Source organism: Pseudomonas sp. PS01301, from assembly GCF_029960215.1.
GTDB classification, from domain to species: domain Bacteria; phylum Pseudomonadota; class Gammaproteobacteria; order Pseudomonadales; family Pseudomonadaceae; genus Aquipseudomonas; species Aquipseudomonas coleopterorum.
The window spans coordinates 1-12,971 of record NZ_JASCPM010000007.1; the positions used below are offsets into that span (position 1 = coordinate 1).

The following is a 12,971-nucleotide window of genomic DNA, read 5'->3' on the forward strand; positions in this document are numbered from 1 at the left end:
GGCAGAGCCCGCTCCCACACTGAAATTCTTGTGGGAGCGGGCTCTGCCCGCGAAGAGGCCCCAACTGACACCCCCGGACAAACCCTGGCACGCAACCTGCTTCCACCCTGACAAGTCCCCGGTGCTCAACGACGATCACCCCACCGGACACCCACATTTCGACGATCAGGCAAAGGCGCCTGGAGCATTCGCTCCAGGCGTTTTTTTTTGCCCGATGGTCAAGACACCGCAACGTGCCAGGAGATACCCATGAACGCGCTCGTGAACCTCAAGCCCCGGCAGAAACTCATCGTCGTCGGCAACGGCATGGTGGGGCATCACTGTGTCGAGCAGTTGATCGAGCGCAACGCGGTCGATCGCTACGAGATCCACGTCTTCGGCGAAGAGCGCCAGCGGGCGTATGACCGGGTGCACCTGTCCGAATACTTCGGCGGCTCGTGTGCTGAAACCCTGGCCTTGGGCGACGCCCAGTTGTACGGCAGGCACGGCGTCACCCTGCACCTGGGCCAGCCGGTGATCGAGATCGACCGTCAGGCCCGCGAAGTGGTCACCGCCAACGGGCGGCATGCCTACGACGTGCTGGTGCTGGCCACCGGTTCGTTCCCGTTCGTGCCGCCGATTCCGGGCTGTGAGGGCAACGCGCGACTGGTTTACCGCACCTTGGATGATCTGGACGCGATCCGCGCTGCGGCGGTTGGGGCGCGCCGTGGTGTGGTGGTCGGCGGCGGGCTGCTGGGCCTGGAAGCGGCCAACGCCTTGAAGTCGCTTGGGCTGGAAGCGCACGTGGTCGAGTTCGCCCCGCGGCTGATGCCGGTGCAGCTGGACGCCGAAGGGGGCGCGGCATTGCGCGCGCGTATCGAAGCCTTGGGCGTGGGTGTGCACACCTCGCGCGCCACGCAGAACGTGGAGGCCGGCGAAACCCATCGCTATCGGATGAATTTCGACGGCGGCGAGTGTCTGGAAACCGACCTGATCGTGTTCTCGGCCGGTATCCGCCCTCAAGACGCATTGGGCCGCGCCAGCGGGCTGGAGATCGCCGCCCGTGGCGGTATCGTCATCGACCCGCACTGCCGCACCAGCGACCCGGCGGTGTATGCGATCGGCGAGTGCGCCTCCTGGAACGGCAGCATCTTCGGTCTGGTAGCGCCAGGTTACAGCATGGCCCGCAACGTCGCCTGCGAATTGGCCGGGGAAACGCCGGTGGCGTTCAGCGGCGCCGACATGTCCACCAAGCTCAAGCTGCTCGGGGTCGACGTGGGTTCCATCGGCGACGCCCATGCCAGCACGCCGGGCGCCAAGAGCTATCGTTTCATCGACGAAGCCAACGCCAGCTATCGGCGCCTGGTGGTGGACGCCAGCGGCAAACGGGTTCTCGGCGCCGTGCTGGTCGGCGACAACAGCTACTACGACACCCTGCTGCAATACGCGCAGAACGGCATCGCCCTGCCGGCCGACCCGTCGACGTTGATCCTGCCGCTGTCCGACGGCGCACCGGTTCTGGGCGCCGACGCGCTGCCCGACACGGCCATGATCTGCTCCTGCCACAACGTCAGCAAAGGGGCGATCTGTTCCGCCATCGACGGCGGTTGCGGCGACCTCTCGGCGCTCAAGTCGCAGACCAAGGCCTGCACCGGCTGCGGCGGCTGCGCGGCGCTGCTCAAGCAGGTCTTCGAGCATGAACTGACGGCCCGTGGCGTGACGGTCGACAAGAGCCTGTGCGAGCACTTCGCCTACACCCGCGCCGAGCTGTACGCGCTGGCCCGTGTCGAAGGCATCGCCAGCTTCGAGGACATGCTTGCCCGCCACGGCCGCGGCGCCGTGGGCTGCGACGTGTGCAAGCCCACCGTCGGCAATATCCTCGCCTCGTGCTGGAACCAGCCGATCATGGACCCCTCGCTGGTGCCGCTGCAGGACACCAATGACACCTTCATGGCGAACATGCAGAAGAACGGCACCTACTCGGTGGTGCCGCGCATTCCCGGCGGTGAGATCACCCCGGACAAGCTCATCGCCATCGGCGTGGTGGCGAAGAAATACGACCTCTACACCAAGATCACCGGTGGCCAGCGCATCGACCTGTTCGGCGCGCAGTTGCACGAGCTGCCGGAGATCTGGAGCGAACTGATCGAAGCGGGCTTCGAAACCGGGCATGCCTACGGCAAGTCGACCCGCACCGTGAAGTCCTGCGTGGGCAGCACCTGGTGTCGCTACGGCGTGCAGGACAGCGTGGCCATGGCCCTGCGCATCGAGGACCGCTACAAGGGCCTGCGTTCGCCGCACAAGCTCAAGTTCGCGGTATCGGGCTGCACCCGCGAGTGCGCGGAGGCGCAGAGCAAGGACATCGGCGTGATCGCTACGGAAAAGGGCTGGAACCTGTACGTCTGCGGCAACGGTGGCATGCGGCCGCGTCACGCCGAGCTGTTCGCCACCGACCTGGATGACGAGCAACTGATCCGCTACATCGACCGCGTGCTGATGTTCTACATCCGCACCGCCGACAAGCTGCAGCGCACCTCGGTGTGGCGCGAAAATCTGGAAGGCGGCCTGGAATTCCTCAAGCAGGTGGTCCTGGAAGACAGCTTGGGCGTGGGCGCCGAACTCGAAGCGCAGATGCAGCGGGTGGTCGATCACTATGAATGCGAATGGGCCAACGCCCTGAAGGATCCGGAAAAGCTCAAGCGCTTCCGCACCTTCGTCAATGACAAACGCGCGGACCCCGGCGTGCAGTTCGTCAAGGAACGCGGCCAGCGCCGCCCCGCCCATGCGGGCGATGTCGTGACGTTGATCCCGGTGGTCGAGGAGGTGGTGTGATGCAGGCAATCGAAGCTGTGCAGGCGATGACCTGGCAAGCAGTGTGCGAGCGGTCGGACCTGATCGCCAATTCCGGTGTGGTGGTGTGGCTGGACGGTGACCAGATCGCATTGTTCTACCTGCCCGAAGCAGGCGAGGGCAGGGTGCTGCACGCCATCGACAACCACGACCCGCGCTCGGGCGCCAACGTGCTGGGCCGTGGAATCGTCGGGTACCTCCAGGGGGAGTTGGTGGTGGCGGCGCCGCTGTACAAGCAGCATTACTGCTTCAGCGACGGGCGCTGTCTGGAGGCGCCGGATCAGCATGTCAGGGTCTGGCCGGTGCGCTTGAGTGGGGATCGGGTGGAGATTGGCAGGTTGTAGGTAGGTCTTGCTGGCCTCTTCGCGGGCAGAGAGCTCGCCGCCCGCCCCGCTCCCACATTGGATTTTCGTTGCACTCGAGTTCTTTGTGGGAGCGGGCTCTGCCCGCGAAGAGGCCCTCACTACCAAAGCAAACCCCAAGGCCCAATGCTACGATTGGCGCCATGAACCTCGACAGCCGCATCAAATTCCGCCACCTGCTGTGCTTTCTCGAAATTGCCCGTCAGGGCAGCTTCGCCAAGGCCGCCGACACCTTGTCCATCAGCCAGCCGGCGATTTCCAAGACCCTCAAGGAACTCGAAGACCTGCTGCAGACCCGCCTGTTCGAGCGCGACAAGAGCGGGGTCGAGCTGACGGCCGCAGGCGTACGCTTCATGCGCTACGCCGGCCCCTGCGTACAGGCCCTGCGCGACGGCGTCAGCAGCCTGCGCGGCGAGCCGCACGAAGCGCCCCAGGTGCGCATCGGTGTGCTGTCCACCGTCGAAAGCCAGTTATTGCCCGAAGTGCTCTGCCGTCTGCACGCGCGCCACGCCGCGCTGGTCATCAGCGTCGCGACCGGGCCGGGGGCCTACCTGCTGGCGCAACTGCACGTGGGCGAACTGGACCTGGTGATCGGCCGCATGACCGACAGCCCGCAGATCCAGGGCCTGTCGTTCGAGCACCTGTACAGCGAGTCGATGACCCTGGTGGTACGTCCGGGCCATCCGCTGCTCGAAGTGCGCCCGTTGGACGCCGAACAGGTCGGCGCCTGCCCGTGGGTACTGCCGCTGGCTGGGACGACCATCCGCAAGCACGCCGACAGCTTGTTCGTGCAATGCGCGATCACCCCGTCTGCGCAACGTCTGGAAACGCTTTCGCCGACCCTCAGTCGACGCTACGTCGCCAGCAGCGATGCCATCTGGGTCGCGCCACGCGATGCGGTGCAACGCGACATCGCCACCGGCCAGTTGTACGAACTGGATCTGGGCGTGCACGAGCCGGGCGGCTCGGTGGGCATCTGCCGCAACGCCGCGCTGCAGCTGTCGATGCCGGCGCAATGGCTGTGTGAGGTGGTGCGTGAAGTGGCTGCGCAGTATGAGCAGTCCTCCACCTTCCCATGACACATCTTTCATAGAGCCGCTGCCGAGCCACTTTCCTTTTGCTGGCCTGAACTTATCGGCTTTTTGCCTCTCTCATGCCGGTAGCCATTGGTCGTGGCCGCCTGATAAGCTCGCGGCCTCACTCGATTGCCCTTATGGCGCATGAACAAGGAAATAGCATGAAACAGCATCGGTTGGCGGCGGCAGTTGCCTTGGTCACCCTGGTCCTCGCAGGTTGCGATTCCCAGACCAGCGTCGAGCTCAAAACCCCGGCGCAAAAAGCTTCCTACGGTATCGGCCTGAACATGGGCAAGAGCCTGGCTCAGGAAGGTATGGACGATCTCGATTCCAAGGCTGTAGCCCTGGGTATCGAAGACGCCGTCGGCAAGAAAGAGCAGAAGATCAAGGACGATGAGCTGGTCGCAGCTTTCGCCGATCTGCAGAAACGCGCTGAAGAACGCATGACCAAGATGAACGCCGAGGCGCAGACCGCCGGCAAGAAGTTCCTTGAGGAAAATGGCAAGAAAGACGGCGTGGTCACCACCGCTTCGGGCCTGCAGTACCAGGTCATCAAGAAGGCCGACGGCGCTCAGCCCAAGCCGACCGACGTGGTCACCGTCCATTACGAAGGCAAGCTGATCGACGGCAAGGTCTTCGATAGCTCCATAGAGCGCGGCGCCCCGATCGATCTGCCGGTCAGCGGCGTGATTCCAGGCTGGGTCGAAGGCCTGCAACTGATGCACGTCGGCGAGAAGGTCAAGCTGTTCATCCCGGCCGATCTGGCCTACGGCGCCCAGAGCCCGAGCCCGACCATTCCGGCCAACTCGGTGCTGGTGTTCGACCTCGAACTGATCGCCATCAAGGACGCGGCCAAGGCTGCTGCCGACGCTGCTGCCGAAACCGACGATGCCGAAGTCGAAGAAGCCGCACCCGCCAAGTAAGCGCCATTGCTGCGAAGCGTCACGGCTTGATGAAACGCCCCGTCTCGACGGGGCGTTTTCGTTTGAACCGGGCCTTGGCCAATGGGTCTGAGATGAAGCTGCACTAGCCGTTTTCGCAACACTGCGTCAAGAATTTTCGTGGCTTTTTTGTGTGAGTAAAAAACGCCCGATTTGACCTCAGCCCTTGAAAACCGGGCGGGTCAGGCGCGAAAAGCGGCTCTGTTCACAAGGTTATCCACAAATACTGTGGATAACCTGAAACCACCATTCGGCACCGGAGGGCTCATGAAGGCACCTTGGAATTTCACCCGTTTTCTGCCTATTGCCGAACGCATCCTGAGTCGGGGCCGCCTGCCGGCCTTGATCTTCGCCGTGGCGCGCAAGGGCAAGGGCTATCGGCTGGGCGCCCTGAAGGAAGATGTGCAACTGCTCCAGGCTCTGTGCCTGGCCTACTGGCGGGGCGAGTACCGCAACATCAGCCCGAAGGCGTTGCTGTCCATCGTCGCTGGCCTGGTCTACTTCGTCAGCCCCATCGATGCCATTCCCGACTGGCTGTTGGGCGTCGGCATGCTGGACGACATCGCGGTGCTGGCCTGGGTCATGAAAACCCTGTCCGGCGAGCTGGACACCTTTCGCGCCTGGCGCGAGCGGCAGTCTCCGGAGAAGCTGCGGGTCGTCGAACGCCTGCCGGCTTCGGAGCAGGAACTTGAGCTGGAAAAATCCCACCGCTGATACAGCTGCCGGCTTCGGTGCGCAGTTAACGCCCCGAAGTCGGCGATCCCCTGTTAACATCCCCGCATTACGCTTGCATCATCCGATGTAGGCAGCCATCGTGCGGGAGGATGCAATGGGGGTTCAGGTGATAAGCCGTGACGGCCAGCCGGAATACGCGGTGGTGCCATGGGCCGAGTATCAACGGCTTCTGGCTGCCGCCGCAGGCAGCTCGGTCGAGCAGTCTTCAGACACCGAAGCGTCCAGCGAACCGGCTGCTCCGGCCGCTCACGTCCCACCTCCCAGCTTCCAGCGCCTGCGCGAATTGCGCGAGACCCAGGGCGTGCCTCTGGACAGTCTGGCCCGCGCGGTCGGCATCAGTCCTTCCTACCTGTCGATGATCGAAACCGGCGAGCGCGAGCCCGATGCTGCCATCCGCCGCAGCCTTGCCTGGGAATTGGGGGTGCCGGGCTGGAGCAGCGAGTCGTGAGCGTGCGCATCAGTCGGCAACAATGGGAGGGCTTGCTGAGCGAGCTCGACGTTGCACGGCACCAGCGCCACTTGCTCACCTACCGCGCGCTGCTCGAACGTCTGGCATTGCCCACGCCTGCCATGCAGACCCTGACGGCTGCGCTGGAATACCTGGCCATGCTCGATGCCCGCGCCGACCAACCGTTGCGCAGCTCGCTGGTGATCAGCCAAGGCGCCAGCCGGCTGCCGCGTCCCGGCTTTTTCGAGTGCGTTGAAAAGCTCGGGCGCTTCTCCGGTCCATCGGATGGCGTGGCGGCTGCCGCCTGGCACGCCTCGGAAGTGGTGCGCGTGTTCGAGTATGCGTACCCGTCCAGCACGGCGGTCTAGGCCGGCCCGGTGATCAGTCTGAGTACGTCGATCAGTCGGCCCAAGCCCAGGTATCGCCCACCTTGAACGATCACGAAGTCCTCTTCGATCCGTTGCCGTGCACGCCCGGTCAGTAGGCGACTGACCTGTTGCAGGGACTGCTTGATGTCGACCGCGAGGAATTCACTGCTCATCAGCCGGCTGATCGGCTTACGCGCGAACAGGTCGGCGGCGAGGGGCTTGAGCAGTGCATCCGACAGTGCGTGCCGATGGACGATGCCACAGGGATGGCCCTCGTCATCGACCACGGCCAGGGTGTTCAGGTCGGCTTGCAGACGGAAGGCTTCCAGCACTTGTCGGGTCGAGGTATCGCGCTGCACCGCGGCTTGTTCGATGATCAGCGCGGCCAGGTCGCCGCCGTCTCCGCCCAGGGGAGGATGGCTGTCTTCCAGATCAGGAATCAGCGCCCGGGCATCCCGTGGCGGCTGCTCCTGAGGACGGCAGAGCAGATAGCCTTGGACCAGGTCGACGCCCATCTCGATGAGCACCAGCAACTCCTCCTCCAGCTCAATGCCCTCGGCGATCACCTGGGCTTTGGAGGCCTTGGCGATCTGCAGGATGGAGCCGACGAACTCACGCTTGAGGGCGTCCTGGTGAATGCCATCGATGAAGTGACGGTCGATCTTCACGTAGTCCGGGCGCAATTCCGACCACAGGCGCAGACTCGAATAGCCTGCTCCCAAGTCGTCCAGGGCAATGGAAAACCCCATGGCACGGTAATGATGCAGGGCGTTGAACAGCAGTTGGAAATCGTCGGTAGGGGTCTGTTCGGTGAGTTCGATGACCACCTGGTTCGGGCTGATGCCGTAGCGTTGCAACAACTGCAAGGTGCGGCCGTTTTCGTGCAGCGGTTCGAGCAGCGACTCAGGCGACACGTTGAGAAACAGTTTGCCGTCCAAGCGCTGTTCGCTGAAGCGGCGGCAGGCGGTTTCGCGGCACATCATCTCCAGCTCGTTGAGCCGCCCGGCCTGGCGGGCGACGGCGAACAGATTGATCGGCGAGTGCAGCGGGCTGTTCGACGGCCCTCGACTCAATGCCTCGAAGCCCAGGATCTGTCGCTGGGACAGTGACACGATGGGCTGGAACAAGCTGTGCACACCGCCTTGGGCCAGAATGGTGTCCAGGGCGCTGAGCTGTTCAATGACGGTCATCGGTACGCTACCTTGCTGAAGGTCGTTCTGACTGATGCGTGAAACAGGTTGAAAGCACCGGGCCAGACGCAAAAAAAGACCCGCTGCTTACGCAGCGGGTCCCTATTTCACGACAGCTTCATTTCGGTTTGATGACGCAGGTGTCACGTTGCAGTCATTACTTCCGTGGATCAGTGCTTGGCCACCGACGTATTGAGTTTCAGGTAGTCGAGCAGGATGCGCCCGGTCTCGGCCAGGTAAGCGTCGTCTTCCGGTTTGGTCTTGTCCGGATCGGCGCCCAGTGCGTCTTCGTCTTCCTTCTTCAGCTCTTTGAGCGGCTCTTCGCCCTTGGCCTTGCGACGGGTGTTTTCCAACGCCAGTTGCTTGGCTTCGATGTCGCTGTGCTGGGCACGACGATCGGCCTCGTTCAGGCTCACGGTCTTCTCTTTCATCAACTGCTCGGCCAGGGCCAGGCGATCGCGGATGTAGATGAATTCCGGATCCTTGACGGTGCGCGCGTCATGATCGGCGGTCAGCTTGGCCAGGTACGGCTTGAACGGATCGCTAGCCGGCTTGATGGCCGGGCGGATGGTGTCCCACGGCATCGCTTCGGGCAGGGCGCTCTCGCCGATCTCCTTGGTGTCGATGATCGACGGGTAGGCGATGTCCGGCAGCACGCCCTGATGCTGGGTGCTCTGTCCGGAAACCCGGTAGAACTTGGCCAGGGTCAGCTTGAGCTCGCCGTGGTTGAGCGGCTGAATGGTCTGCACCGTGCCCTTGCCGAAGGTCTGTCCGCCAACGATCAGAGCGCGGTGATAATCCTGCATGGCACCGGCGAAAATCTCAGAGGCCGAAGCGGACAGACGGTTCACCAGCAGCGCCAGCGGGCCTTTGTAGAACGCGCCGGGGTTTTCATCCTCGAGCACGTCGACACGGCCATCGGCGTTGCGCACCAGTACGGTCGGGCCTTTCTCGATGAACAGGCTGGTCAGTTCGGTGGCTTCCTGCAGGGAGCCGCCGCCGTTGTTGCGCAGGTCGATGACCACGCCGTCGACTTTTTCCTTCTGCAACTCAGTGAGCAGCTTGCGCACATCGCGGGTGGTCGACTTGTAGTCCGGGTCACCGGCGCGGAACGCCTTGAAGTCCAGGTAGAAGGCTGGAATCTCGATCACGCCCAGCTTGTAGTCGCGACCGTTTTCCTTGAGGTTGAGGATCGACTTCTTCGCCGCCTGCTCTTCGAGCTTGACCGCTTCGCGGGTGATCGAGACGATCTTGCTGGTCTGATCGTTGGGCGCATTGGTGTGCGGAATCACTTCAAGGCGCACGGTGGAGCCTTTCGGGCCGCGAATCAGCTTGACCACTTCATCCAGGCGCCAGCCGACCACGTCGACCATTTCCTTGTCGCCCTGGGCGACGCCGATGATCTTGTCGGCAGGGGCGACCTGCTTGGTCTTGTCGGCCGGACCGGCAGGTACCAGACGCACGATCTTGACCTGATCGTTATCGCTTTGCAGGACCGCACCGATGCCTTCGAGCGACAGGCTCATGTTGATGTCGAAGTTTTCCGCATTGTCCGGCGACAGGTAGTTGGTGTGCGGATCGTAGGACTGGGCGAAGGTGTTGATGTACGCCTGGAAGATGTCTTCGGCGCGGGTCTGGTCCAGGCGCGCCAGCTGGTTCTTGTACCGCTTGGACAGGGTTTCCTGAATCTGCGCGGCGTCTTTTCCGGCGATCTTCTGGCGTAGCACTTCATCCTTCACGCGCTTGCGCCACAGGTCGTCCAGCTCGGCTTCGTTCTTCAGCCAAGGGGCGTCCTTGCGGTCGACCAGCAGGGTTTCCTTGGTGGTGAAGTCGAACTTGTCGACGCCCTTGTTCAGTTCCGACAGGGCAAAATCCAGGCGGGCCTTGACCCGATCCAGGTAGCGCTTGTAGATGATGAAGCCGGGATCCAGGTTGCCGTTCTTCAGGAAGTCGTCGAACTGAGTCTTCCATTTGTCGAACTCGGCGATGTCGGCTGCCGTGAAATAGCTGCGCGAGGGATCGAGCAGCTTGATGTAGCTGTCATAGATTATGACCGAGCGCGCATCGTTGAGCGGCGGCTTGCTGTAATGATGGCGCTTGAGCAGCTCGACCACATTGAGGCTGGCCACCACTTCGTCGCGATCCGGCTGAAGTTTGTCCCAGCTGTTGGCGGCCAAGGTATTGGCGGACATCGACAAACTGCCGAGGCCGATACACAGCGCCAGGGCACTGCCGGGAATGAAATGCTTCATGCTGATTCGACGTGGGGGCAATTGATCACGCATATTAGGCCGTCTTTGAATTCGCCGGTTCCGTTGAAGCCGGACGCATAATGCGAAAAGCCCGGCGCCAAGGCGTCGGGCTCAGTCATGACTCAACTATGGAGGCACCGTGAAAGCATTGCAAGGCGTGGAAGGACATGTGGAGTGGAGCGAACGGCCGAGCCCGACGTGTGACGTAGGTCAAGTGAAGATTCGCGTCGCCGCGGCCGGTCTCAACCGGGCCGACCTGATGCAGCGCGCCGGCCTGTACCCGCCGCCACCGGGCGCCAGCGATATTCTGGGCCTTGAGTGTGCAGGCTTCATCAGCGAGGTCGGCGTCGGTTCGTCCTGGCAGATTGGCGACAGGGTATGCACGTTGCTGGCCGGGGGTGGCATGGCCGAGGAGGTGGTGGTCGATGGCCGTCACGTGCTGCCCGTGCCCGAGGGGCTGAGCCTGCACGAGGCCGCAGGCATCGTCGAGGTCTACGCGACGGTGTGGCTGAACCTGTTCCAGCTGGCCGATCTGCAACCGGGCGAGAAGGTCCTGCTGCATGCTGGCGCCAGTGGCATCGGCTCGGCGGCAATCCAGCTGTGCAAGGCATTCGGCAACCCGACCTGGGTCAGCGTCGGCTCCGCCGAGCGCCTGGCCTACTGCGAAGCACTGGGTGCACAGGGCGGCGTGGTGCGAGGTGACGGCCTGGAGGGGTTGAAGGACCTGGGCCCGTTCGATGTGATCCTCGATCCGGTGGGCGCCAATTACAGCGAGCTGAACCTGGACGTGGTGGCGCTGGATGGACGCTGGGTGATGATCGGCCTGATGGGCGGCCGCGAGGCGCAGTTCGACCTGGCCAAGGTGCTGACCAAGCGCGTGCGCTTGCAGGGTTCAACGTTGCGCAGCCGTGACGATGCGTTCAAGGCCGACCTGCTCAGTGACCTGGGCCAGCAGGTATGGCCATTGTTCACCGAAGGGCGCTTGAAGTCGCAGTTGGCCAAGACGTTCCCGATCGCCGACGCCGAAGCGGCGTTCGAGGCGCTGGCAAGCAATCAGATTTCGGGGAAGGTGGTGCTGGTGATCGACGAAACCCTGAGCTGAGCCCAGGGCTGTCGTTGGACGAAATCCGTGACCGGCTGCGAACGAGCGGCCACGGGTTTCGCCATGGCGGCATCAGCGCATTTCAGGCAGACGCGCTTCGCTCTTCACTTCGGTCAGCGCCACGGCTTCGGCCGGCAGCACGACGCGAGTCTTGGCCAGCAGCTCACCCATGTTGGAGAGCACGCGATACATCGAGTATTCCTCGGTGTAGCGGACTTCAGCGTAGCGGGTGTTGGCGGTGTACAGCTCGTTTTCACTGTCGAGCACGTCGAGCAGGGTTCGCTGGCCCAGACCGAACTGGTCCTGATAGGCCGCACGCACGCGCGTGGTGGTTTCGGCGTATTCGCGGGCATACGGGATTTGCGTGCCGGCGTTTTTCATCGCGTTCCACGACAGCGCCAGGTTTTCGTTCAACTGACGCAGGGCGTTGTTGCGGATGTCCATGGCCTGGTTGATGCGGTGCGCGTCACCCTGCAGGCGAGCCTTGTCGCTGCCGCCACGGTACAGGTTGTAGCTCATGCTCACGCCTGCACGCCAGTCGGTGTTGTTGTGACCGCGCTCGCCGGACAGGTTGTTGTTGGCACCGGTGGCCAGTTCTGCATCGACCCGTGGGTAGAACGCGGACTTGGCGCCTTCATACTGGCTCTCGGCAGCCTGCACGTCGGCCTGGGCCGATTTGAGGTACGGATTGTTTTCCATCATGGACTGGCGCGCGGCGTTCAGGTCGCCTGGCAGTTCACCACGGATCGAAGGCAGGGGTTCCAGCTCGTCGGGCATACGGCCCACGGCGCTGAAGAACGCAGCTTCGGCATCGGCCAGGTTGACCTGGGCGGTGTTGTAGTTGTTCTCAGCCAGGGCGCGACGGGCACGCGACTGGTCGACGTCAGCCGTGCTGCCGACGCCGCGCTCGCTGCGCAGGCCGATCTGGTCGTTGACGCGCAAGTGCGCCTGCAGGTTGTTCTTGGCCAGGGTCACCAATTCGCGGTTGCGCAGTACATCCAGGTACACCTGAACGGCGCGCAGGGCCAGGTCCTGGGCAGTGGCCTGGACGTAGTAGGCACGGGACGTAGCGGTGGAGCGAGTCCGGCTGATTTCGCTGGAAGCGCTGGAACCGTCGAACAGCATCTGGCGCAGACGCAGTTCCGACTGGGTGTAGTTCAGCGTTTCCTTGTTATGGTCACCACGGGCGCGGGTGTTCAGGTTGTCCGAACGCTCGCGACCGTAGCCGGCAACGAAATCAACGCTGGGGCGGTAGGCGCCCTGGGCGATTTTCGTGTCCTCATCCGCGGCCAGGCGACTGTTGATGTTGGATGCCAGCTCAGGATGGTTATCCACGGTGCTCTGGATCGCCTGGGTGAGTGACATGGCTTGCGCGTGCGAGCACGCCATGGCCAACAAGATCGCGCTGCAGATGGGGGTGAAAACGCGCATTCGGGTGCTTCTCCGTTATGTTTGAAGTCAGGCATACGCCAGAATGTTGGCGAACAACTTGGTTAAAAGTCCGTTTAAGGTTTGTGATAGGCGCAATCGAGGCACCGAGGGCAGCGCTTTCAACGGAATTTTCACATGATATAGAGCAAAAAATAGTTATGCCATCATTCCTTGCGATGATGGCAAATAGATTTCATAGCGGCTGAAGAGCAAGCAGGGAGCGGGGTTGCGTGGGGC

General features: G+C 63.0%; 10 protein-coding genes and 1 pseudogene. 8 read left to right on the forward strand and 3 right to left on the reverse strand.

All coding sequences use genetic code 11. The annotated features are described in order from the left end of the window. The first annotated feature begins 249 nt into the window (after positions 1–249). The 7 genes from nirB (at position 250) to QMX89_RS05270 (ending at position 6,759) form a co-directional block, all read left to right on the forward strand. Positions 250–2,811, forward strand: a complete 2,562-nt coding sequence (gene nirB, locus QMX89_RS05240; RefSeq protein ID WP_282347300.1) for a nitrite reductase large subunit NirB — start codon at positions 250–252, stop codon at positions 2,809–2,811. Then, positions 2,811–3,173 carry a nitrite reductase small subunit NirD gene (gene nirD / locus QMX89_RS05245; RefSeq protein ID WP_282347301.1) on the forward strand — a complete coding sequence of 121 codons (363 nt, stop codon included), beginning with the start codon at positions 2,811–2,813 and terminating at the stop codon, positions 3,171–3,173. Before nirB ends, nirD begins: the two co-directional genes overlap by 1 nt. 161 nt (positions 3,174–3,334) lie before the next feature. After that, positions 3,335–4,270: a pca operon transcription factor PcaQ gene (gene pcaQ / locus QMX89_RS05250; protein ID WP_282347303.1), complete on the forward strand. Its 936-nt coding sequence runs from the start codon at positions 3,335–3,337 to the stop codon at positions 4,268–4,270. 158 nt (positions 4,271–4,428) lie between these two features. After that, entirely contained in the window at positions 4,429–5,190 is a 762-nt protein-coding gene (locus QMX89_RS05255) for an FKBP-type peptidyl-prolyl cis-trans isomerase (RefSeq protein WP_049861054.1), read from the forward strand. Between the two features lie 285 nt (positions 5,191–5,475). Further along, complete coding sequence (locus QMX89_RS05260) at positions 5,476–5,922, forward strand: YkvA family protein (RefSeq protein WP_049861053.1); 447 nt, start codon at positions 5,476–5,478, stop codon at positions 5,920–5,922. A gap of 115 nt (positions 5,923–6,037) precedes the next feature. Further along, positions 6,038–6,391, forward strand: coding sequence for a helix-turn-helix transcriptional regulator (locus QMX89_RS05265; RefSeq protein ID WP_282347306.1), 354 nt, complete (start codon positions 6,038–6,040; stop codon positions 6,389–6,391). After that, positions 6,388–6,759 (forward strand): hypothetical protein, encoded by a 372-nt coding sequence (locus QMX89_RS05270; protein WP_049861051.1) that lies wholly within the window; start codon positions 6,388–6,390, stop codon positions 6,757–6,759. Before QMX89_RS05265 ends, QMX89_RS05270 begins: the two co-directional genes overlap by 4 nt. Before the next feature lie 8 nt (positions 6,760–6,767). Here the strand turns inward: QMX89_RS05270 and QMX89_RS05275 are convergent. Both QMX89_RS05275 and QMX89_RS05280 read right to left on the reverse strand, forming a co-directional pair. Next, positions 6,768–7,949: pseudogene (locus QMX89_RS05275) on the reverse strand (EAL domain-containing protein); the annotation flags it as partial. Between the two features lie 170 nt (positions 7,950–8,119). Beyond that, positions 8,120–10,201 (reverse strand): carboxy terminal-processing peptidase, encoded by a 2,082-nt coding sequence (locus QMX89_RS05280; RefSeq protein WP_282347307.1) that lies wholly within the window; start codon positions 10,199–10,201, stop codon positions 8,120–8,122. A gap of 139 nt (positions 10,202–10,340) precedes the next feature. On the opposite strand from QMX89_RS05280, the gene QMX89_RS05285 reads away from it, so the two are divergent. Continuing rightward, the gene (locus QMX89_RS05285) at positions 10,341–11,303 is read left to right on the forward strand and encodes a zinc-binding dehydrogenase (protein WP_282347308.1); all 963 of its coding nucleotides are present in this window, start codon (positions 10,341–10,343) and stop codon (positions 11,301–11,303) included. A gap of 72 nt (positions 11,304–11,375) precedes the next feature. On the opposite strand, the gene QMX89_RS05290 is transcribed toward QMX89_RS05285, so the two are convergent. Further along, positions 11,376–12,734, reverse strand: a complete 1,359-nt coding sequence (locus QMX89_RS05290; protein WP_049861048.1) for a TolC family outer membrane protein — start codon at positions 12,732–12,734, stop codon at positions 11,376–11,378. Positions 12,735–12,971 lie beyond the last annotated feature (237 nt).